General features: G+C 50.4%; 19 protein-coding genes. 16 read left to right on the forward strand and 3 right to left on the reverse strand.

All coding sequences use genetic code 11. The features are described from left to right. Positions 1-132 precede the first annotated feature (132 nt). The 14 genes from DW720_RS02235 (at position 133) to DW720_RS02300 (ending at position 13,933) form a co-directional block, all read left to right on the forward strand. Positions 133-1,224: an aminotransferase class V-fold PLP-dependent enzyme gene (locus DW720_RS02235; RefSeq protein ID WP_118749217.1), complete on the forward strand. Its 1,092-nt coding sequence runs from the start codon at positions 133-135 to the stop codon at positions 1,222-1,224. Continuing rightward, positions 1,221-1,940 carry a phosphocholine cytidylyltransferase family protein gene (locus DW720_RS02240; RefSeq protein WP_022360042.1) on the forward strand — a complete coding sequence of 240 codons (720 nt, stop codon included), beginning with the start codon at positions 1,221-1,223 and terminating at the stop codon, positions 1,938-1,940. Before DW720_RS02235 ends, DW720_RS02240 begins: the two co-directional genes overlap by 4 nt. Positions 1,941-2,089: 149 nt before the next feature. Beyond that, positions 2,090-4,060: a DUF2142 domain-containing protein gene (locus DW720_RS02245; protein WP_118749244.1), complete on the forward strand. Its 1,971-nt coding sequence runs from the start codon at positions 2,090-2,092 to the stop codon at positions 4,058-4,060. Positions 4,061-4,290: 230 nt separating this feature from the next. Further along, positions 4,291-5,166, forward strand: a complete 876-nt coding sequence (locus DW720_RS02250) for a glycosyltransferase family A protein (RefSeq protein ID WP_347560691.1) — start codon at positions 4,291-4,293, stop codon at positions 5,164-5,166. Next, positions 5,163-6,113, forward strand: coding sequence for a glycosyltransferase (locus DW720_RS02255; RefSeq protein ID WP_118749218.1), 951 nt, complete (start codon positions 5,163-5,165; stop codon positions 6,111-6,113). Before DW720_RS02250 ends, DW720_RS02255 begins: the two co-directional genes overlap by 4 nt. Further along, entirely contained in the window at positions 6,103-6,840 is a 738-nt protein-coding gene (locus DW720_RS02260) for a glycosyltransferase family 2 protein (RefSeq protein ID WP_118749219.1), read from the forward strand. The genes DW720_RS02255 and DW720_RS02260 overlap by 11 nt, the downstream gene beginning before the upstream one ends. A gap of 4 nt (positions 6,841-6,844) precedes the next feature. Continuing rightward, positions 6,845-7,228: a DUF2304 domain-containing protein gene (locus tag DW720_RS02265; protein WP_118749220.1), complete on the forward strand. Its 384-nt coding sequence runs from the start codon at positions 6,845-6,847 to the stop codon at positions 7,226-7,228. A 90-nt stretch (positions 7,229-7,318) separates the two neighbouring features. Beyond that, positions 7,319-7,873 carry a dTDP-4-dehydrorhamnose 3,5-epimerase gene (gene rfbC / locus DW720_RS02270; protein ID WP_022360048.1) on the forward strand — a complete coding sequence of 185 codons (555 nt, stop codon included), beginning with the start codon at positions 7,319-7,321 and terminating at the stop codon, positions 7,871-7,873. Between the two features lie 18 nt (positions 7,874-7,891). Next, positions 7,892-8,707, forward strand: coding sequence for an ABC transporter permease (locus tag DW720_RS02275; RefSeq protein WP_022360049.1), 816 nt, complete (start codon positions 7,892-7,894; stop codon positions 8,705-8,707). 137 nt (positions 8,708-8,844) lie between these two features. After that, complete coding sequence (locus tag DW720_RS02280; RefSeq protein WP_118749221.1) at positions 8,845-10,251, forward strand: MBOAT family O-acyltransferase; 1,407 nt, start codon at positions 8,845-8,847, stop codon at positions 10,249-10,251. A gap of 112 nt (positions 10,252-10,363) precedes the next feature. Then, positions 10,364-11,500: a hypothetical protein gene (locus tag DW720_RS02285; protein WP_118749222.1), complete on the forward strand. Its 1,137-nt coding sequence runs from the start codon at positions 10,364-10,366 to the stop codon at positions 11,498-11,500. A 363-nt stretch (positions 11,501-11,863) separates the two neighbouring features. Further along, complete coding sequence (locus DW720_RS02290) at positions 11,864-12,994, forward strand: type II toxin-antitoxin system HipA family toxin (protein WP_107000706.1); 1,131 nt, start codon at positions 11,864-11,866, stop codon at positions 12,992-12,994. Between the two features lie 17 nt (positions 12,995-13,011). Further along, positions 13,012-13,290: a helix-turn-helix transcriptional regulator gene (locus tag DW720_RS02295; protein ID WP_107000705.1), complete on the forward strand. Its 279-nt coding sequence runs from the start codon at positions 13,012-13,014 to the stop codon at positions 13,288-13,290. 436 nt (positions 13,291-13,726) lie between these two features. After that, positions 13,727-13,933 (forward strand): hypothetical protein, encoded by a 207-nt coding sequence (locus tag DW720_RS02300; protein WP_107000704.1) that lies wholly within the window; start codon positions 13,727-13,729, stop codon positions 13,931-13,933. 134 nt (positions 13,934-14,067) lie between these two features. Here DW720_RS02300 and DW720_RS15880 read toward each other — a convergent pair whose 3' ends face one another. The 3 genes from DW720_RS15880 to DW720_RS02320 all read right to left on the reverse strand — a co-directional run bounded on the left by DW720_RS15880 (position 14,068) and on the right by DW720_RS02320 (position 16,369). Next, positions 14,068-14,229 (reverse strand): hypothetical protein, encoded by a 162-nt coding sequence (locus DW720_RS15880; protein ID WP_243099686.1) that lies wholly within the window; start codon positions 14,227-14,229, stop codon positions 14,068-14,070. 274 nt (positions 14,230-14,503) lie between these two features. After that, positions 14,504-15,817, reverse strand: coding sequence for an MATE family efflux transporter (locus DW720_RS02315; protein ID WP_118749223.1), 1,314 nt, complete (start codon positions 15,815-15,817; stop codon positions 14,504-14,506). Positions 15,818-15,904: 87 nt separating this feature from the next. After that, positions 15,905-16,369: a methylglyoxal synthase gene (locus DW720_RS02320; RefSeq protein WP_117796860.1), complete on the reverse strand. Its 465-nt coding sequence runs from the start codon at positions 16,367-16,369 to the stop codon at positions 15,905-15,907. Between the two features lie 199 nt (positions 16,370-16,568). Here DW720_RS02320 and DW720_RS02325 point away from each other — a divergent pair, with 199 nt between their 5' ends. Continuing rightward, entirely contained in the window at positions 16,569-18,149 is a 1,581-nt protein-coding gene (locus DW720_RS02325; protein ID WP_118556264.1) for an ABC transporter ATP-binding protein, read from the forward strand. 15 nt (positions 18,150-18,164) lie between these two features. Further along, on the forward strand, positions 18,165-22,157 hold the full coding sequence (locus tag DW720_RS02330; protein ID WP_118469194.1) for a glycosyltransferase: 3,993 nt from the start codon (positions 18,165-18,167) through the stop codon (positions 22,155-22,157). Positions 22,158-22,281 lie beyond the last annotated feature (124 nt).

Consider the following 22,281-nt stretch of genomic DNA (forward strand, 5'->3'; position numbering starts at 1 on the left):
CCGCACCCGAATTTCATCAACGTACGCACCGCGTACGCCTCAGAAATTTGGGCACAACTGACAAAAAATCATCTCACAAAATCGAGCACAGAAAGATTTCGAGAGTACATTAGATAGATTTGGAGGAAATGTATGATTAATTTTGCGGTAGGACCGGTTCAGATGGACGAGGAAATCCGGGCGATCGGGGCGGAAGAAGTGCCATATTTCCGCACACCGGAATTTTCTGCAATTATGAAGGAAAATGAGCGCCTGATGAAGCAGTTCACCGGGGCGCCTGAGGATGCACGGGCGGTTTTCCTGACAGGTTCGGGCACGGCGGCGATGGAAGCGGCAGTCATGAACCTTTTTACAGAGCGCGACCGCGTGCTGGTCGTAAACGGCGGCAGTTTTGGCGCGCGGTTTGCGAAAATTTGTGAGATCCATGAAGTTCCTCATGAGGAGATCCAGCTGGAGAGCGGACGGGCGCTTCGGGCAGAAGACCTGGCACCGTATGAGGGAAAAGGATTTACCGGATTTTTAGTCAATGTCCATGAGACTTCCACGGGCGTTCTCTATGATATGGAGCTGATTTCGGACTTTTGCAGACGAAACCAGCTGATTCTGGCGGTTGACGCGGTCAGCTCGTTTCTTGCCGATCCATTTTGGATGGGAAAATGGGGCGTTGATCTGGTGCTGACCGGTTCTCAGAAAGCGCTGGCACTTCCGCCGGGACTCTCGATTCTGGTGCTGGGGGCGCGTGCGATCGCGAGAGTGCAGGAGACGGTGGTCCGCTCGATGTATTTTGATCTGCGCGACTATCTGAAAAATGGCGAGCGGGGGCAGACGCCGTTTACACCAGCGGTCGGAGTGCTTTTACAGCTTCATAAACGGCTGACGATGATCGAGGAAAAAGGGCTTGCGGCAGAACAGGCATGGATCCGCTGTCAGGCGGAGGATTTCCGAAGCAAAATAAAAGCTCTTCCGTTTGAGATCGTTTCCAATTCTCTCTCGGCGGCATTGACGCCACTTCACCCGACGGGCGTGGACAAAGAGGGGAAAACGGTCTCAGCGCATCGGATTTTTGAGATTTTGAAGGATGAATACGGCATCTGGATCTGCCCGAACGGCGGCGCGCTTGCCGACACGGTGTTCCGTGTCGGTCATATCGGCGCATTGACGCCGGAAGACAATGACAGCCTGATTGCGGCATGGAAAGATATGCAAAGGAGGGGACTTCTGTGAAAGTATTGATTCTGGCAGCGGGACGGGGAACCCGGATCTCGCGTTATCTGTCGGGAAAACCAAAATGTACGGTGGATATCGGCGGCGGGCAGTGCCTGATCGAGTACACGATTGACCTGCTTCATTCCCGCGGCATCCAGGATATCGGCATCGTGCTGGGCTATGAGGCGCAGGTGATCCGCGAGGTCTTGGCAGACAAGGGAGTTTCCTTTTTCTACAACCCGTTTTACGATGTGACAAACAGCATCGCGTCTGCATGGTTTGCGAAGGAGTTCCTGACAGGGGACGATCTGCTGATCATGAACGGTGACGTATACCTGGAGGAAAAATTGCTTGACCGGATCCTCGCGCAGGGCAGGAGCCCGGTGATGTTTGCGGACGAGAGCCGCCGGGAGACAGCGGATTATAAGTTCTTCTATGAAGATGGAATTTTGAAAAAATATGGAAAAGAGCTGACCGGGGATGATGTGACGGGCGAGTACATCGGAATCGGACGGTTTTCAGCGGCATTTATGCCGGAATTTATCTGCCGGATGGAGGAGATGATCGACCGCCAGGAGCACGGCGTCTGGTGGGAAAATGTTGTTTACAGCATGACCGGGCAGCAGCCGGTCTATGTCGAGGACGTCAGCGGGCATTTCTGGGCGGAGGTTGATTATATTGAGGATTATGAGCGCATCCTGGAACACAGGGGCGTGGAGAAGATAGTGCGCTAGAGCGCTTGATTTGAAAGACAAAACACGGTTCACGGGTAGGCGCTTTTGGAACCGAAAGTGCCGTAAGAAAACGTGGTGGCAGCAGAAATTTACCGAATTTAAACGGGAAAAATAAGGGAGAAGTACAGATGCAGTTTAACAGGCATTTTATGAATCGAATAGAGAAAAAAGATGTGCTCCGGCTGCTTCTGGCGCTTGTGGCAGTCCTTGTGATGGGCGTTCTGGGCGAGTTTGCCTGCAATCTCCCGGCGCTTCGGGCAAGTGGATGGACGCGGCAGGCGACGCGGACGCTTGCTCTGGACGAGGTGCAGGCGAGTGGATTTGAGCGGTTAGAGACAGAAAAAACAGAGGTGCTGCAGCTTTCGGATGCAAGCGGTTATCTCCACATTCCGCTGGACGGCAGCTATGTCAGCCAGTTTCTCTACCACTATGATTACGATGGTCTGTTAAATGCCACCGTCCGCCTCGGTTACCGCAACATCTACGGCGAGCAGCGGGAGCACGACGCAAAGATGGTCATGGACCGCAACTGCCGGGTGCTGAAATTTTCTTCGGTTCCGGTGAATGGGAAGCTGGACTACGTGGATCTTCTGATTACGCGGGAGGATCTAGACGAAGAAGGGCTTTCCTACATGAATTTTGGCGGGATGCCGCTTGCACTGACCGGGTTTGCGACGGTGGCGCGGGCAGGTATCAACTGGTACCGGCTGGGACTTTTCTGGTGTGCGGCGGCGGTTTTGATCGCACTTCTCTGTTTCCGGAATTTCGTGGCAAAGCGCATCGAGGTTGGATTTCTGCTGATCTCCCTGACGTTTGGAACAATATTTTCACTGTCGCTCCCGGCAAATAAGGTGAGCTGGGATGAGGAAGTGCATTTCGCGCAGGCATTCTGGATGGCAAATTACCGGACGCCGGTGCAGGCGGAACCGGCGCTTTTACAGGAGTTTACGACGGGCGTAGATACCTGGCCGTACAATCAGCCGGAGAGTCGGGACGAGCAGGCGGCGCTCACTTCGTATCTGAATCAGAATGCGGGTTACCGGCACGGTGAACATCTCTGGAGTACGGATCTCAACAAAACGACGATGACCGGATATGTGGGTTCGGCGCTGGCGCTGAAAGCGGGAGGGCTGCTTCATATCCCATTTGGAATCCTGTATAAGCTGGGGAGGCTGGGAAATCTCTATGTCTATGCGGCAGTTTTGTATTTTGCCATCAAAAAGACACCGGTCGGCAAGGCGATCCTGGCATTTCTGGCGCTGATGCCCGAGCCGATGATGCTGGCGGGGGCATATTCCTATGACCCGACCGTCACGGCATTTTTGTGGCTGTCTTTCGCGGGCATTCTGGAAGCGGCGCTTGGCGGGCGGAAAATGGACTGGAAAGCGTATGCGCTTATCGTGCTTACCTTTGTCTGGGGCTGCCGCGTCAAGGCGGTATATGCGCCGCTAATTCTTCTGGGACTGATGATTCCGGCAGAAAAGTTCCGTTCTAAACGGGAAATATACCTGATGAAGGGTGGATTTATCGTGATCTGCGGTCTGATGATGTTATCCTTCATCCTGCCGGTTCTGATCGCGCCGCGCGATATCGGGGATACGAGAGGTGACAGCACCAGCGAGAAAGGGCAGATGGCGTACATTCTGGGACAGCCGCTTGCCTACGCGTGGGTGCTGATCTGCAACCTGTTCCGGACGCTTCCGTCCTATGTGCTGGGCGAAAATTCCCTGGGACTTCTGGGACACACGGGAACGATGTCATTTCCGTGGGCGCTGTACGCCGGTTCGGCGGCCGTTATCCTCACAGCCGGGCAGCCATTTTGTGGAAAACGTCTGTCAAAAAAACAGAAGCTGTGGATATTTATACTCTGCGCGGGAACGGCAGTGCTGGTCTGGACTTCGATGTACATCGCATTTACCAGACCGGGTAATACCTATATCGACGGCGTACAGGGGCGCTATTACCTGCCATTTCTGCCGCTTGTCTGGCTCGTTTTAAACCCGGAGCGGGTGATGGTGCGGATGGAGAATAAAAACTATCATGCGCTGGTGTTAGGGGCGGCGGCGCTGATTCTGGCGGCAACGGTTTATCTGGATATCTGGATGAAGTTCTGCCGGTAAGCATAAGCAAGCTAGAAGAAGGCAAAGGTTACTGTATACGGGTAGGCACTTTTGGAACCGAAAGTGCCGTAAGAAAACGTGGTGGTAGCAGGAATTTGCCGTATTTAAATGCGAAGCCACGGCAAATTCCGTTACTGGGCACGTATGCGTGAACAGTAACAGGCAAAGATGTTTGAAACGTTAAAATCGATCATAAGTCTGGTAAAAATAAATTCAAGCAGGTACCGCTCTTGAAAAACGAGAAGGCAGAAGTGCGGCATGAAAGAGCGAGAGAGAAAGGAAACGAGATGCAGCAGGAAATCATTCATACATTTGCGGTCTGTGCATACAAGGATTCGCCATATCTGGAAGAATGTCTGCGTTCGGTGACGAGCCAGACGGTCAAATCGGAGGTGATCTGCTGTACCTCGACGCCGAGCAGCTATATCCGGGAGCTGGCAGCGCGGTATCAGGTGCCGCTCTATGTGCGGGACGGGGCGAGCAATATCCGTGAGGACTGGATGTTTGCCTATGGAAAGGCGCAGGGGCGTTTCGTCACGATCGCCCATCAGGACGACCGATACCGCAGCGATTATGCCGAAAAGCTTTTAAAGGCATGGAAGAAATATCCGGATCTGCTGCTGTTTGCGAGCGATTATCTCACGATCCGCATGACGGAGAAAGAGGGAAAAATGAAAGCCATTCCGGAGCCATTTAACATGGTCTGGCTGGTAAAAAAGATACTGCGCCTGCCGCTGCGGCTTCGTTTCCTAGCAAACCGCACATGGATCAAGCGGAGCAGTGTCTGGTTTGGCAATTCAATCTGCTGTCCGTCCTGCACGTACAATAAAGAACAGATTGGGGACGATATGTTCCATTCGGAGTATGATTTTGCGCTGGACTGGGACAACCTTTACGAGCTGGCGGGAAAAAAGGGGCGTTTTATCTGTTCGGAAAAACCGTTGATTGCCTACCGTGTCCATGCGGCGGCGACGACGAAAGCCTGCATCGAGGACAACCGGCGCCCGGCGGATGAGATGGCGATGTTCCGGAAAATGTGGCCGGACTGGATGGTAAGGATTCTGATGCATTTTTACAGAAAAGCCTATAAGGAGTACGAAAAATGAGAAAAGCTGATGTGATTATACCCACCTTCAAACCGGGGGATAAGCTGGAAAAACTTCTGCGGAGGTTGTTGGAACAGAGTGTGTCGGTGGGCCGTGTGATCATCATGAATACGGAAGAACAATATTGGGATGCCGGGCGGTTTGAATCCTTATTTGAGGGGGAAGATACGAAGCTGACCGTGTGCCATATCCGCCAGTCGGAATTTGACCATGGAAGAACTCGCCATGAGGGAATTTTGAAATCAGATGCGGATGTCTGCATCTGCATGACCCATGACTGCGTGCCCTATGACCGGGATCTGGTAAAGGAGCTTTTGGAGGCGCTGGATGCGTCGGAACGAGTGGCGGCAGCATATGCGAGACAGCTCCCGGCGGCGGACTGCGGCGTGATTGAACGGTATACGAGGGACTTTAATTATCCGGCGGTGAGCCGCCTGAAAGGGAAAGAGGATGAGGACGAGCTGGGAATCAAGACGTATTTTTGTTCAAATGTCTGCGCGGCGTACCGGCGGGATATTTACCTGAAGCTTGGCGGATTTACGAAGAAAACCATTTTCAACGAGGATATGATTTTTGCCGGACACGCGGTGGAAGCCGGGTACCAGATTGCTTACGCGGCGGATGCGCAGGTCATCCACTCGCACAATTATACGGCAATGCAGCAGCTGCACCGGAATTTCGACCTTGGCGTATCGCAGGCGGATCACCCGGAGGTGTTTGGGCGGCTTCATTCGGAGGGCGAGGGAATCCGTCTGGTAAAAAAAACGGCGAAATGGCTGGTGGAAAACGGTCATGGGCTTCTTCTGCCACAGCTTGTGATGGCGAGCGGAAGTAAATATGCCGGGTACTGGCTGGGAAAGCATTATAAAAAGCTGCCGGAGGGGCTGATTCGAAGCCTGACGATGAATCCGGCATACTGGGAAGGAGAAGCGGGCAATGGAAGATAAGGCGTTATTGTCCAGGGAAGGTGCTTCTGGTACGGAAAAAGCCGAACTTTTGATAGTCATACCGGCATACAATGAAGCCGAAAACATAGAGCGGGTTGTGAACCATCTGACCGCTAATTTCCCACAGTATGATTATGTGGTCGTCAATGACGGATCGCGCGATGAGACGGCGGCGATCTGCCAGAAAAATGGATATAATCTGTTGAACCTTCCGGTCAATCTGGGATTGGCGGGGGCATTTCAGGCGGGACTTAAATATGCCGACAAGTACGGATATCGGTATGCAGTCCAGCTCGACGGAGACGGACAGCACCGCCCGGAGTATCTGGAAGCCATGATGAAAAAAATGGAAGAAGGTTACGATATCGTCATCGGTTCCCGGTTTGTCGGGGAGAAAAAGCCATTTACGATGCGGATGCTTGGAAGCAATCTGATCGAGATGGCGATCCGCTTCACAACTGGTGTCAATATCAAGGATCCGACATCGGGAATGCGGATGTTCAGCAAGCGCATGATCCGGGAATTTGCATCAGGTCTTAACTACGGTCCGGAGCCTGACACCGTTTCCTACCTGATCCGCCAGGGCGCGCGGGTGGCGGAGGTGTCGGTTATCATGGATGAACGGATTCTGGGCGTCAGTTACCTGACGCCGGTCAATGCGATGCGGTATATGCTTAAAATGCTGATTTCAATTCTGTTAATCCAGAATTTCAGAAAGAGGAGGTAGCGCCATGACGCCAACACTCAGAGTTGTCCTGATCGTTGTGTCGATCCTGACAACCTTTATGATTATGCGGAAGATCCGGCAGTCAAAACTCCAGATCGAGGATTCGATTTTCTGGCTGGGATTCTCGTCCATTCTCATTGTGTTCAGTATCTTCCCGAGGCTGCCGGATCTTTTGGCGGAGCTGGCGGGAACCTACACGACTGCCAATTTCATCTATCTGGCTGTTATTTTTCTCCTGATTGTGAAAATGTTCCATATGTCGATCAAACAGTCGCAGCTGGAGACGAAGATCAAGGATCTGGCGCAGAAGATTGCGCTGGATGAAAATGAGCGGGGGAAAGAGGCACAAACATCTGTAAAAAAGGTTGTCAGCCAGAAAAACGAATGATATAGTTAAGGATGGCACAGCCGAAAAGGATGATGCCAGTTACGTATTGAAAAATGAATTGAAATACCTGCATAAGAAGGAGATAGAAAAATGGGAAAGATTAAAGTAACACCATGTGACATCAAGGGACTTTATGTAATCGAACCGACCGTTTTCAAGGACGAGCGCGGTTATTTTATGGAGACATACAACCAGAACGATTTCCATGAGGCGGGACTCGACATGGTATTTGTACAGGACAACCAGTCTATGTCTGTCAAGGGCGTTCTGCGCGGACTTCATTACCAGAAACAGTATCCGCAGGGCAAGCTGGTGCGTGCAGTGCGCGGTACCGTATTTGATGTAGCGGTAGACCTTCGTACCGGTTCTGAAACCTACGGCAAATGGTTTGGCGTGGTTCTTTCCGCGGAAAACAAGAAGCAGTTCTACATTCCGGAAGGATTTGCACACGGCTTCCTGGTACTGTCTGATGAGGCGGAATTTGCATACAAATGTACCGATTTCTATCATCCGGGCGATGAGGGCGGTATGGCATGGAACGATCCGGAGATTGGCGTTGAGTGGCCGATCGAGGAAGGCATGGAGTTGATTATTTCGGAGAAAGACCAGAAATGGGGCGGCTTCCGGGATGCATTCAAATTTTAAGAATGGAGTTAGGATAGAATGCGGGAACTGATTTCCCTGTTTCGGGAACTGATAGGAAAAAGAAAATTGGTCACCGAGCTTGCCAAGGCGGATTTCCGCAAGCGCTTTGTTGGCTCGTATTTTGGAATTGTCTGGATGTTTATCCAGCCGATGGTTACGATCGCGATCTATGCGTTCATCTTCGGTGAACATGGCATGAAAAATGCGCCGCCGGTTCCGGGGGCGACCTATGTCATCTGGCTGACGCCGGGTATCATCCCGTGGTTTTATTTCAGCGAGATTTTAAATACGGGTACAAATTGCCTGCAGGAGTACCATTATCTGGTTAAAAAGGTAGTATTCCAGGTGGAGATGCTTCCGGTTATCAAGCTTATCTCCTGTTTCCTGGTACACGCCTGCTTCCTGATCATTATGGCAGGGCTGTACCTGATTGACGGGCGTATGCCGTCTGCAACCTGGATTCAGGTGTTATACTATTCTTTTGCGGCGTCGATGCTTGGACTGGCGCTTACCTATTTTACCAGCGCCGTGCAGGTATTCTTTAAAGATATGGCACAGATCGTCGGCATCTGTCTCCAGTTCGGCATGTGGCTGACCCCGATCATGTATGACGAGGCAATCTTCACCAGCCGTGCATCCTGGCTGGAGTGGGTATTCAAGCTTAACCCATTCTACTACATCGCCGCAGGCTACCGCGACAGCATGCTTACGGGAAGCTGGTTCTTCGAGCGACCGACGATGACGATTTATTTCTGGGTGGTAACATTTATTTTGATGATAATAGGACTGAAGGTATTCAAAAAACTTCGTCCCCATTTCTCAGACGTACTGTAGAAGGGAAGGGAGCTGCTGTAGATGGTGTTGGCAGCTTTCGGATTATCGGGATGCGAACAACGATAATCTGAGAAGCTGCCAGCGCCGCCTCCGGCAGCTCCCTTCTGCGACAACTTATCAATAGGAGTTTACATAAAATGGTTTTCAGTTCAATCATCTTTCTATGGGTTCTTCTCCCCTGCATCCTGCTCCTCTACTACGTGAGTCCCAAACCGTTCAAAAACGGCATCCTGACCGTATTCAGCTTCTTTTTCTATGCCTGGGGCGAACCGCGGTATGTGGTGCTCATGATTTTTTCGGTTCTGCTCAACTACGGTTTCGGGCGTCTGGTGGAGAAATTCGGGAAAAAGAGATGGCTTTTGGCGCTCTGCGTGGCGCTCAACCTTCTGATCCTCGGCTATTTTAAATATTACAATTTCCTCGCCGAGGTGCTGAATCCGCTGCTTCGCGGGTTTGATATAGCACTTCCGGCGATTCAGGTGACGCTGCCGATCGGAATTTCCTTCTATACCTTCCAGGCGCTTTCCTACGTGGTGGATGTGTACCGGGGCGAAAATCAGGCGCAGAAAAATCCGCTCAACATGATGCTTTATATTTCCTTCTTCCCGCAGCTCATAGCGGGACCCATCGTGAAATACCATGACATCGAGGAGCAGATCGAAAACAGGACCGTCACGCTGGAGGGCTTTTCTTACGGCGTGAAACGTTTTATTTTCGGCCTGGGAAAGAAGGTCATCCTGGCAAATACCTTTGCCGAGGTGGTGGACGCGGTCTACGCGTATCAGGCAGCGGATGTGAGTCAGGCGATGCTCTGGCTGACGGCGCTTCTCTATATGCTGCAGATTTATTTCGATTTTTCCGGTTATTCGGACATGGCGATTGGGCTTGGAAAAATGTTTGGGTTTACATTTATTGAAAACTTCCGGCTGCCGTACACAGCGACTTCGATCCAGGATTTCTGGCGGAAATGGCATATTTCCCTCTCCAGCTGGTTTAAAGAGTATGTGTACATTCCGCTCGGCGGAAACAGGAGGGGCACGGTGCGGACGTATATCAACCTTTGGACGGTCTTTCTGCTGACCGGCATCTGGCACGGGGCGGGCTGGACGTTCATTTTCTGGGGCATTTACCATGGCTTTTTCAACGTTCTGGAGCGCTGTTTCCTGGGAAAATGGCTGAAGCAGGAGAAATTCCGACCATTGGCGCATATCTATGCGGTGTTTGTCGTGCTGATCGGCTGGATTTTCTTCCGCGCGGACACGATCGGGCAGGCATTTTCCTTTATCCGGTATATGTTTGTGCCGCACAGCGCAGTCGTTTTGATGGAACGCTACATGAACCGGAAACTCTGGATGTTTCTGGCGGCGGCGCTGCTGGCATGTGGTCCGGTGCAGTGGTTCTGGATGAAATGGAAAGGGCGCGTGCTGGCGCAGGATGGCTCGGTGACGGTCACAAGCTGGATCGGCTACATGGCGATCCTGTGGTTTTCCATTTTGCTGCTCGTCAACAATACATACAATCCATTTATTTATTTCCGTTTTTAAAGGCGGTGTAGAAAGCATGCTTGCCTGTGCAATGAGAACATAAAAATGAAAGCATGGGCGGCAGGGCGTGAAAGTACAGAAGGATTCATGCAGGGAGAAGAGAACGAGAGATATGAATCGAGAGACAGGGACAAAAATACTTTTGATTGCTTCCTTCGCGGCAACTCTGGCGTTGCCGACGCTTGTCTATCCGGCGGTCAGGAGCCATCTGGATCAGCAGAATTATGAAAACAGGGAATTGGCATCCTTTCCGGAATTGTCGGCTGCCAATTTTGACAATATTCCGACGGAATTTGAAGCGTATTACAACGACCATGTTCCGTTTAAAAATCTGTTTGTCAAGGCGAAGACAAAGCTGGATCTGGAGCTTTTAAATGAGAGCTCGATTTCGGATGTGACGGTCGGAAAAGAAAACTGGCTGTTTTACACGGTTTCGGAGGACGGCGAGGATGCGCTGGCAGATTATCAGCGGACGAATCTCTATACGGAGGATGAGAAAACAGCGCTGGCGGACGCGATTACCTCGATAAACGAGAAAATGAAAGAGCGCGGCATCCGGTTTATGATGTTTGAGGCACCCAACAAGGAAAGTGTCTATGCGGAATATATGCCGGATTCGGTCCGGGTATACGGAAGTGAGTCGCGTCTGGATGCGGCGCTCCCGGAGCTTGCGGCGCAGGGACTTCCGGTGTATGACATGAAGCCGGAGCTTCTGAAAGAGGCGGACACGTATCAGCTTTATTACAAATATGATACGCACTGGAACCAGATCGGCTCTTTTATCGGAAGCCAGCAGATTGCACAGACTTTGCTTGGAACCTCGACACCGCTCAGTGCAGTCTCGATTGAGGCGGCAGGACCGGCGTTCGGAGACCTGGCGCGGATGCTTAACATGGCAGCAGAGTACAGTGACGATACCGAATATATGATTCAGAATTATCTGCCGGAGGTGACGGCTACGACGGTGGATATGAACGAGGACAACAGCTTTGCAGTGTTTGAGTCGGATTCGCCGAATGATAAAACACTTCTGGTGGTAGGCGATTCCTTTAGCCAGAACCTTAAATATTTTATGCCGAAGCTCTACCGGAAAACGGTGTTTGCGACCTTTGACACGTACACGGAGGCGCTTCTGGATGAATACCAGCCGGATGATTTTGTCTATCTGACGGTCGAGCGCAACCAGGAGCTGTTTGAGGATGTGGAGACGGTTGTCTGGCGGGATGAGGTGCCGGAGAAGGACGGGTAAGGTGCCGGATGTCCGGGCGGAAGGGGCTGCAAAGTTTTTTTAAAACTAAATAAAAAGAATCACTCGTAAAGTGCTAGTTCGGGTGATTCTTTTTTTATGCCTCTTGATTCCATATTTTGTTGCGCGAGGGTTATTATAAAAAAATGGAAGAGGATGTAAAGAGGGAAATTTTGAAAAGCGAAGGTAGAAGGCTTGAAAATCAGGGGTGGATAGATTAAAATAAATGGATAATATATTATACAAAACAAATAAAATATAGCATTAATAGATAATATTTTATCCATGATTTAAATGGAAAAAATTAAAATAGAATTTCCCCAAAGTTTGTGTTTATGGGATAATAAAGGAGAAAGGATGGGGCGGATGGAGACAGGAAAGAAACTTCAGGTTATGTATGAAGACAGACTGGTAGGAACTCTTGCATTAACAGCGAATCACAAGGTGGCATTTGAGTATGATGATGCATGGCTGGAAGAGGGATTTTCGATCAGTCCGTTTTCACTGCCTTTGAAAAAGCAGGTGTTTATTCCAAATAAGGATTATTTTGAAGGTTTGTTTGGAGTGTTTGCGGATAGCCTGCCAGATGCGTGGGGGCGCCTGCTTTTGCGGCGTCTTTTGCTGGCGCATAAGCAGCAGCCAGACGATTGGACAGTGTTAGACCGGCTGGCGGTTGTGGGAAGATCTGGGATGGGGGCGTTGACCTATCGTCCGCAACGGGAACTTTCGGTTGAGGAGAAAAATGATAATCTGGACGAACTTGCGGAGGCCTGCCAGAAAATATTAAATACCGAATACTCGGACAAACTGGATGAACTGTACCGGCTGGGCGGTACAAGCGGAGGTGCGCGCCCGAAAATTATGACGCAGATTCAGGGAGAGGACTGGCTGATTAAATTTCCGGCACATATAGATGGAAAAGATGCAGGGAAGATGGAGTATGACTATGCGTGCTGTGCAAAACAGTGCGGAATTGTCATGAGTGAATCGAGATTGTTTCCCTCAAGGCGATGCAAAGGATATTTTGGAACCAGACGATTTGATCGGGAAATAGAAAATGGGATGGTAAAGCGGGTTCATATGCTGACGGCAGCGGCGTTATTAGAACTGGATTTTGAACAGCCAAGTCTGGATTACCATCAATTGATGAAATTAACGAAAATATTGACGAACGGGAAGGCAGAAGATATAGAAAACATGTTCCGCCGTATGTGTTTTAATGTGTTTGCCCACAACCGGGATGATCATTCAAAGAATTTTACTTATATATATCGGGAGGAGGAAGAGCAATGGCGCCTGGGACCAGCGTATGATCTGACGTACAGCAACACATATTATGGGGAACATACGACCAGCGTAGATGGAAATGGACGAAATCCGGGTGAGAAGGAGCTGCTTGCAGTTGGGCTTGCAGCCGGAATGAAAAAAACGAGATGCATGGAAATGATAAAACAGATTCGTACATGTGTGCAGGACATGTTAGGTCATTATCTTTAGAGAGGCAGGAGAGCAATATGGAAGCACTTATCTGGGAAACTGCAGATGAACTGGATCAGAAACTGGCATCACGGCTGCGTAACATCCGGAAACGCCGCGCTATTTCACAGCAGAGACTGGCGGACATGAGTGGGGTGAGTTATGGCTCAATTAAGCGATTTGAGGCGACGGGGCAGATTTCCCTTTTGTCACTCACAAAAATCGCGATGGCACTGGATTTGGCGGAAGAGCTGCGGGGGCTTTTTACGCGGGTTCCGTACAAAAATATTGAGGAGGTAATCCGCGAATCCCGTTAAGCCACCGTTCACGCATTGTGTAGGCAGCGCCCATCCGCGTAGCCCTGCCAGAACCGTTCGCAGGCGACCGCGCGAGACGCCCGAATGAGCCAAGGTACATTCTTTTTTAGGCGGGATGCACAAATCCGAAAATCGCCGCCGGACGTTTTTGTTTATATTTCAAATATGGATGTTTTTGTAACTTTTGTACATAGTAAGGGTGTCAAAATTGGTACTTATTACATATATTAACTTATGTTTATATAATTGCAAATGACTTATAAGTTTATACCACTTCCGGGGATGGTACTTTTTGTTTGACAGTGTTATATTATTGCCATCGAAAGAAACAAGAGATTTTCACAGACGGATATCGTAATAGCATCATAAGAATATTGCAATGGATTTCCGCCTATCATATGAAAAAATATAATTTTATTTGATGGAGGTAATTATCATGATGAAAGCAACAAGAACATTCAATAACGGTTTATATCAGGAGAATTTATATCAGGCATATTACAACACACCAGCAGAAAAGCATGTAGTTTCCGAGTCCTTAGAGCAGGAAGCAATGCCGGTACTGGTACATCGTTTAGCTGCACAGTTAGGTTATACCGAATCTGAGGCAGAAGTAGAAAAAGAGTTTCTGTGCGAAATGTAATGGATAATCTGCTCGCAAGCTTATAACCATCCGGCAGAATTGGATGAGTTACCACCAACCTAAAGCATTTACGACAGAACAAGGCTTCTGAAGCCAGAAAAAGAAAACCGTCTGAGAAAGAATGAAAGATTCTTTTACAGACGGTTTTCTTTTTTTACCGAATCGCGTCTTTCATGGATTTCACGTATTCTGCCACATACGGCACACGGGATATCGCTTTCTTCTTTTACCAGATTTACCATCGCGCCGATATCGGTCGTGATCTCACTCCGGACGCCGGTGACACCTTGATTCATGGAGTGACTCCATGCGCTTTGCGAGATACCTGCATATCTCCGGCAACTAACGGATGCCCTACGTCGCAGAGTACTAGGCTGAAAATATATCCAGCTTTTGGCTGCGCCCTCAGCGGTCCATTTGGCAGCCTGCATCTCGACCCGGTTCTCAGCCTCCCGGACTCTCTGTGCGCGCATATGCTGCTTTGATCTCCGCTTCAACGGTTTTGGTGTGCTTGATTTTTCATCAATATACTACGATGATGTAAAGTGTCAAATATTTTTTGGGAAAAAATTAAATTTTTTTAAAATTATGCGATTCTTTGGAAGTATGTCCCAGCCTTGCCAGCAGCAAAATAGCGAAGAAAGTGATCATTTCCGACGCCAGGAAAGACAGCCAGACACCGTTCAGCCCAAACAGGCGTGCCAGTGTGACAGCGCAGGGGATGATAGCGACGGCCCCGCGCAGCAGAGAACCGGCGATGGCTGGTTTTGGCTGCGCGACGGCGGAAAAATAGGCAACCAGCAGGATGTTGATGCCAGCAAAGAGAAAGCCCAGGAAATACAGCCGGAGCCCGCTGTGGGCGTAATGCAGAAGTTCGGCGTTCTGCTCCTGGTTGAAGATCTGGATCAGTGGATCAGTCATGCTCCAGGTCAGCACCAGAATGAGCGCTTCCACGATCAGGCAGGCGATGATGCCCCAGGTCAGGAACTGGCGGCTCTGCGTGTGATCGCCTTTTCCGTAGCTCTCGCTGATGAGCGGCTGCGTGCCCTGCGCGAGTCCGTTGAACAGGCACATGGCAACGACGGAGAGATTGGCAGTGACGCCGTAAGCGGCGACACCGACATTTCCGGCGAGCCCCAGAAGCAGGAAATTAAAGACGATCGCGATCACGGCGGAGGATATTTCGCCGACAAAGGCGGATACGCCGAGCTGGCAGCAGGCGATCAGGTGGCGCAGGGATGGAGCGCGGAAATGGAATCCGACCTGATTGTGTTTTCCCAGGTAGTGCGTGCTGCAGATGATCATCGTCACTAGCGGGCAGAATGCTGTCGCCAGCGCCGCGCCGGTCAGTCCCAGACTTGCCGGAAACATGAAGACGTAGTCAAACACGATGTTGAACATACTTCCGGCGATGGAGCCGAGCATCGCGATCGCCGGAGCGCTGTCATTGCGCGCAAACGCCGTGAACGCGTAGTTGGACATAAAAAACGGCGAGGCAGCCAGAATAATGCGGAGATACTGCTTTCCGAGCGCGGTCAGCCCCGCGTCTGCGCCGAGAAGCTGCAAGATTTTATCCGGGATGAAAATGCCTGCCAGCACCAGCGGAATGCTGATGAGAATATCCCAGGTTACAGCGGAGAGAAAATAGAAGCTGGCGTTTTTGCCCCGCGCGCGGTCGATTGCATAACGGGTTGCCGATCCGATCCCGATCATGGCTCCAATCGCATAGATCAGCCCGTAAACCGGTAAAATCAGGTTTAAAACCGCCAGACCATCTGCACCGGAGTAGACCGAGATAAAATAGGTGTCTGCGAGAATGTAGACGGAAATTCCCAGCATGCCCGCCATGCTTTGGAAAATGTATTTAAAAAATTTCTGTAACATAAAAAATCTCCCTTGTATGTATTCTCATAAACGGTAACGACCATTGTACCGAAGAATGGAAATAAATACAAGGGAGAATGTGTTTTTTTACAGCTTCTTGGCCCGCTCTTTAATATTCTGATGGAAGTTGATGATGTCATGCTCATACTCCTCATCCATCAGCGGCGAGGTAATCATAAAATCGGCAGTCGCTTTATTGTTGGCGATCGGGATATCGTAAACCTGGGCGATTCGAAGAAGCGCCTTGACATCCGGATCGTGCGGCTGGGCGGTCAGGGGATCGGAGAAGAAGATGATAAAATCAACCTGTCCCTCGACGACTTTTGCACCGATCTGCTGGTCGCCGCCCAGAGGACCGCTGTTATAGCCCTTGACCGGAAGCCCGGTATATTCCGTAATCATGCGGGCGGTTGTGCCGGTTCCGCATAAGAAATGTTTTTTGAGGATCTCTTTGTTCGCCTCACACCAGTCGATGAGTTCACGTTTTTTATTGTCGTGTGCGATGAGTGCAATATTTTTTTGTTTTCGAATTGTCATTGTTAAAAAATCCATAGAATCATCCTCCTTTGCCATGATTTTTGCATAGCATCTGGATATTGTCAAGAAAATACAAAACATTTCACAAAAAAATACGAATGTTTTTCGTGAGTACATAGAAAGAGGTGTGTTTTTCTGCGTACAGGAATTGCAAGAAACATAGAAAACATGCTATACTACGAGAATAGTGGAACAGGAGGAACGAAAAAGATATATGTCTGCTGAAAATACAACAAACACAGGGGCACAAGAGGCGGAGAACGCAGAGAAGTACGCGGTCGAAGTGAAAAATGTGACCAAGATATACAGGCTGTATGATAAACCGATCGATCGGCTGAAAGAATCGCTGAGCGTCAGCCATAAAGAATACCACAAGGATTTCTACGCGTTGAGCGATCTTTCCTTTACGGTTGAAAAAGGTCAGACGGTCGGCATCATCGGTACGAATGGTTCGGGTAAATCGACGATCCTTAAGATCATTACCGGCGTTCTCACGCCGACGACCGGCGAGGTGACGGTGCGCGGCAAAATTTCGGCGCTGCTGGAGCTGGGAGCCGGATTTAACCAGGACTACACCGGTATCGAAAATATCTATATGAACGGTACGATGATGGGATATACCAAAAAAGAGATGGATGCAAAGCTGCCGGAGATTCTCGATTTTGCCGAGATTGGCGATTTCGTCTATCAGCCGGTCAAGACGTACTCGAGCGGTATGTTCGTGCGTCTGGCATTTGCGCTTGCGATCAACGTCGAGCCGGAGATCCTGATCGTTGATGAGGCGCTCTCGGTCGGGGATGTCTTTTTCCAGTCCAAGTGCTACCGCCGCATGGAGGAGATCCGCAAAAACGGCACGACGATCATCATGGTAACCCACGATATGGGAAGTATCATCAAATACTGCGATAAGGTAGTGTTGCTCAATAAGGGAGAATTTATCGCACAGGGTTCGGCGGGCAAGATGGTCGATCTCTACAAAAAGATTCTGGCAGGACAGATGGACGCGCTGCGCGCCGAGCTGGAAGTGATGAACGATTTTTCCGGGGACAAGGTAGTAAAAGCGGAGAAAGCAGGAGCCGGAAGTGCGGAGAATGGTGCATCTGGAAATGAGGCTGGAAATAACGATGCCGGAAATGTAAACGGCTCCGGGGCAGTGGATGGCACCGCAGAAAATGGAGTTGGTTCAGCATCGGACGGCACCGGAAATCCGGCTGGTTTGAACGGAGAAACGGCGAAAAAGCCGGGCTTGATGCGCGACAAGCTGACGATCAACGCAAACCGCGAGGAGTACGGCGACGGCAGGGCGCAGATCTTCGATTTGGGACTGGTGGACGCGCGCGGCAATATTACTAACCTGCTCTTAAAAGGCGAAGAGTTTACCATCCGCGAGCGCATCCGTTTCAATGCACCGATTCAGGCACCGATCTTTACTTATACGATCAAGGATAAGAAGGGAACCGATCTGACCGGCACGAACACCCTGTTTGAGGGAACGGATGTCCATCCGGTCAAGGAGGGCGATATTTACGATGTCGCGTTTACGCAGAAGATGACCCTGCAGGGCGGCGAATACCTGCTGTCCATGAGCTGTACCGGATTTGAGGGCGGCGAGCACGTGGTGTACCACCGTCTCTACGATGTGGCCAATATTACCGTTATTTCCAATAAGAATACGGTCGGTGTCTACGACATGGAGCCGGATGTAGCAATCAGGTTATCGCCAGCCGGAGAGGCGGCAAAGCAGGCGGAGTCGCTCAGTGCGGACGAGGCGGCACAGGAAGATCTGCAGGCATGATAAAAGGAGATTAAGATGAAAAAAATCAATCAGGAGCTGATCGCTCTGTTTGATAAATACGGCAGTGACCGGCGCCGGGCGCTGCGGGAAAATAAGAAGCTTTCCTATCTGTACGCACTGGCAGATCTGCGGGAAAACCTGCTGGACTGGTGTCAATTTGACCCGGAACAGCAGGCGCTGCAGATCGGGGCGGACGCGGGCGCGCTGACAGGGCTGCTTGCCAGACGTTTATCATCGGTAACGGTGCTGGATGTTTCCGAAGAAAATCTGGAGGTAGTACGCCGTCGTTTCAAGACAGAGCCGGAGCTGGCGGCGAAGATCCGCTATGTCTGTGCGGATGTGGAGACGTATGCGAGGGAAGCGGAAAAGCGCGGCGGGACATATGGATATGTAGTGCTGATCGGGAATTTGACGGCGGCAGATAGGGCTGGACGCGCGGCGCAGATGACAGCCGCAAAACAGCTTCTTTCTGCTCATGGAACCTTGATTGCGGCGGCTTCCAACTGGTTTGGCGTGAAATACATGGCAGGCGCAGAGCGGGAGACGGGCGCACTTTCCTGGAACGAAATGAAGCAGCTGCTTCCGGGCGGGGAATTTTACTATCCGATGCCGGATTACCGGACGGCGGGAGAGATTTTTTCAGATGCCTATCTGCCGAAAAAAGGCGATCTGACCGGTGTGTTACCGGTCTATGACTGTCCGCAGTATATGCTGATGGATATGGGGGCGGCGCTCGATGCAGCCTGCGAGGACGGACGGTTCCCGGAATTTGCGAATGCATTTCTGGTTTTTTGGCAGAGACAGGCTGCGCCGGAAGCTGAGAATGCTTCACAGGACGTTATCTATGTGAAATACAATCGCACCCGCGAAGACTGCTTCCAGATCCGGACAGAGATCCGTGAAAAGAATGGAACCCGCGAGGTCTGGAAGACGGCGCTCTATCCGGAGGGAAAGGCGCACATCCAGTCCTTCGAAGAAAAATATCAGGTGCTTGACCGTCAGAATCCGTCCCTGAAACTGGCAAAACCGGAGCTTCAGGACGAGGGAATGACAGCAGTATTTCCGTATTTAGAGGGAAAAACGCGGGCGGAACTTCTGGGAGAAATTCTGACTGCCCAGGGCGCGGATGCGGAGGTTTCGGCGATCCGGGCTGCGATGGATGAGATCTACAGCATCCGCCCGGAGGAACGCAAACCATTTGCGGTGACACCGGAATTTATCAAGGTATTTAATGCGCTGGGCGAGCTGGATTCCTATCGGGATAAAGAGACAGAAAATGGCGGCGGATGGGCTTCTTTAGGGGCAGTTCTTGCGGACGAGAGCTACAGCGCCTCCAACATTGATGCCCTTTTTGAAAATATGCTGGTGACGGCGGACGGAACCTACGCGATCGACTATGAGTGGGTCTTCTTATTCCCGGTTCCGGCTGGTTTTGTGAAATACAGGACACTGGTTTATTTCTACCGCCGTTATAAGAGTCTGTTGGGCGGTCAGGCCGAGCGGGAATTTATCGGACAGTTCCCGGAGTATGTGAAGGCGGATGAGAAGCTGCTTTCGCTTTACGAGGCGATGGAACGCGGCTTCCAGGAGTACGTGCACGGGGAAAACCAGCGCACCTACCAGGAAGATTACATGGTAAAGACGAAGACATTAGCCGATCTTTCCCATGTGGACGGAGAACTTGCAAGGGCAAACGAACGTCTGGATGCGCTCCGGGCAGAAAATTCGGAAAAAGATACGGCGCTCCGCAAAGTGCAGGAGGTACAGCGCCTGACGAATAACCACGTGGCGAATCTGGACGTTATCATTTCTGATCTGCGCCATGAAAATGCAGAGCTTGGCAAGACGCTGACCTACTTAAATGGTCATGAGGCGGTCATTTTCAAGGTGCGCCGCAAGCTCGGACAGGCATTTAACCGGTGCTATCCAAAGGGCACGGTACGCCGCAAGAAGCTCGGCTACTGGAAACGGACGATTCTTCATCCGGGTAAAATGATGAAGATGTACACCACCGAGGAAGGAAAGAACCTTATCAAAGGTGATTTTGAGATCGGTGAGGAGTATCTGACCTACGGAAAAATCCACCTTCCGAAGGAAGAAAATCCGACGGTTTCCATCGTAATTCCGGTATACAACCAGATTCACTATACCTATCTGTGCCTGCAGTCGATTCTGGAGCATACGAAGGATGTGAGTTATGAGGTTATCATCGCAGATGACGTTTCAACCGATGCCACCGAGCATCTGGCGGAGTTTGCCGATAACCTGGTGATCTGCCGCAATCAGACCAATCAGGGATTCTTGCGCAACTGCAACCAGGCGGCCAAGGCGGCGCGCGGCAAATATGTGATGTTTTTAAACAACGATACCCAGGTAACAGAAGGCTGGCTCAGCTCCCTGGTAAATCTCATTGAATCTGACTCCACCATCGGTATGGTAGGGTCTAAGCTGGTATATCCGGATGGACGTTTACAGGAGGCAGGCGGCATTATCTGGAGCGATGGTTCCGGCTGGAATTACGGCCGCCTCGACGATCCGGATAAGGCAGAATATAACTACGTCAAGGATGTGGACTATATTTCCGGCGCAGCGATCCTTTTATCCACCGCACTCTGGAAGCAGATAGGTGGTTTCGACGAGCGGTTTGCCCCGGCGTACTGCGAAGATTCGGATCTGGCATTTGAGGTGCGGAAAGCGGGCTACCGCGTCGTTTACCAGCCAAAATCCAAGGTCATCCATTTCGAAGGCATTTCCAACGGAACGGATGTCAACGGAACCGGTCTGAAACGGTATCAGGTGGAAAACAGCGAGAAGCTCAAAGAAAAATGGAAAGAAGAGTTTAAGAACCAGTGCGTCAACAACGGCAATCCGAATCCATTCCGCGCACGCGAGCGCAGCATGGGCAAAAAGATCATTGTCGTGATCGATCACTATGTGCCGACCTTTGACAAAGACGCTGGTTCCAAGACAACGTTCCAGTACCTGAAAATGTTCCTGAAAAAGGGGTATGTTGTTAAATTTATCGGAGATAATTACCTCCATGAGGAACCGTATACGTCTACGCTGCAGCAGATGGGAATCGAGGTCCTCTACGGACAGGAATACCTGACCGGTATCTGGGACTGGCTGGTGAAAAATGGAAAAGATATCCACGTGGCATATCTGAACCGTCCGCATATCGCGACAAAATATGTGGATTTTATCAAAGAACACACGGATATCAAGATGATTTATTACGGTCACGACCTTCATTTTATGCGTGAGTTCCGCGAGTATGAGCTGACCGGCGATGTGAAGAAGCGTCAGGAATCCGAATATTGGAAATCGATCGAGTTTTCACTCTTCCACAAAGTGGCGGTGTCTTATTATCCGTCCTACGTCGAAGAAGAGGCGATCCACGCCGTTGATGAGACGATTCCGGTCAAGGCGATCACGGCATATGTCTATGAGGAGTTTTTACAGAATCTGAACAAAGACTTCGCCAAACGGGAAGGACTTCTGTTTGTCGGCGGCTTTGCGCATCCGCCGAACGCAGACGCGGTGCTCTGGTTCGCGAAAGAAGTATTCCCGAAGATCCGGGAACAGATCAAGGTCAACTTCTACATCGTAGGTTCCAAAGTAACCGACGAGATCAAAGCATTGGAACAGCCTGGAAACGGCATCATCGTCAAAGGCTTTGTAAGTGAAGAAGAACTGGCAGACCTGTACCGGAACTGCCGGATTGTAGTGGTACCGCTCCGCTACGGCGCAGGTGTTAAGGGCAAGGTGGTAGAAGCCATCTATAACGGTGCCCCCATCGTCACTACCTCCGTCGGCAGCGAGGGAATCCCGGATGTAGAAAAAGTTCTCCTCGTCAAGGATCAGCCGGACGAATTTGCCGAGACAGTCGTAGAGCTCTACAAAGACGAAAAACGCCTGGAAGACCTGGCAGAGAAAACACAGGTTTATATCCGCGAGCATTTCAGTATTGATGCGGCTTGGGATGTGATTAAGGAAGATTTTGAATAAAAGAAAGTAAAAGATAGAAAATTATATATAATAAAGAAAACGATCAGGGGGATGTGCTTCTGATCGTTTTCTTGCGTAAGGATAATTTAAAGTTATCCAAGGAAGGAAAGAGCCAGCTACGCCG

It is taken from the genome of Clostridium sp. AM27-28, from assembly GCF_003480955.1.
GTDB classification, from domain to species: domain Bacteria; phylum Bacillota; class Clostridia; order Lachnospirales; family Lachnospiraceae; genus Otoolea; species Otoolea fessa.

Coding starts and splice junctions, on each gene's coding strand:
- DW720_RS02235 (WP_118749217.1), top strand. CDS start 133: ATGATTAATTTTGCGGTAGGACCGGTTCAGATGGACGAGGAAATCCGG.
- DW720_RS02245 (WP_118749244.1), top strand. CDS start 2,090: ATGAATCGAATAGAGAAAAAAGATGTGCTCCGGCTGCTTCTGGCGCTT.
- DW720_RS02255 (WP_118749218.1), top strand. CDS start 5,163: ATGAGAAAAGCTGATGTGATTATACCCACCTTCAAACCGGGGGATAAG.
- DW720_RS02260 (WP_118749219.1), top strand. CDS start 6,103: ATGGAAGATAAGGCGTTATTGTCCAGGGAAGGTGCTTCTGGTACGGAA.
- DW720_RS02265 (WP_118749220.1), top strand. CDS start 6,845: ATGACGCCAACACTCAGAGTTGTCCTGATCGTTGTGTCGATCCTGACA.
- rfbC (WP_022360048.1), top strand. CDS start 7,319: ATGGGAAAGATTAAAGTAACACCATGTGACATCAAGGGACTTTATGTA.
- DW720_RS02275 (WP_022360049.1), top strand. CDS start 7,892: ATGCGGGAACTGATTTCCCTGTTTCGGGAACTGATAGGAAAAAGAAAA.
- DW720_RS02280 (WP_118749221.1), top strand. CDS start 8,845: ATGGTTTTCAGTTCAATCATCTTTCTATGGGTTCTTCTCCCCTGCATC.
- DW720_RS02285 (WP_118749222.1), top strand. CDS start 10,364: ATGAATCGAGAGACAGGGACAAAAATACTTTTGATTGCTTCCTTCGCG.
- DW720_RS02290 (WP_107000706.1), top strand. CDS start 11,864: ATGGAGACAGGAAAGAAACTTCAGGTTATGTATGAAGACAGACTGGTA.
- DW720_RS02295 (WP_107000705.1), top strand. CDS start 13,012: ATGGAAGCACTTATCTGGGAAACTGCAGATGAACTGGATCAGAAACTG.
- DW720_RS02300 (WP_107000704.1), top strand. CDS start 13,727: ATGATGAAAGCAACAAGAACATTCAATAACGGTTTATATCAGGAGAAT.
- DW720_RS15880 (WP_243099686.1), bottom strand. CDS start 14,229: ATGAATCAAGGTGTCACCGGCGTCCGGAGTGAGATCACGACCGATATC.
- DW720_RS02315 (WP_118749223.1), bottom strand. CDS start 15,817: ATGTTACAGAAATTTTTTAAATACATTTTCCAAAGCATGGCGGGCATG.
- DW720_RS02320 (WP_117796860.1), bottom strand. CDS start 16,369: ATGGATTTTTTAACAATGACAATTCGAAAACAAAAAAATATTGCACTC.
- DW720_RS02325 (WP_118556264.1), top strand. CDS start 16,569: ATGTCTGCTGAAAATACAACAAACACAGGGGCACAAGAGGCGGAGAAC.
- DW720_RS02330 (WP_118469194.1), top strand. CDS start 18,165: ATGAAAAAAATCAATCAGGAGCTGATCGCTCTGTTTGATAAATACGGC.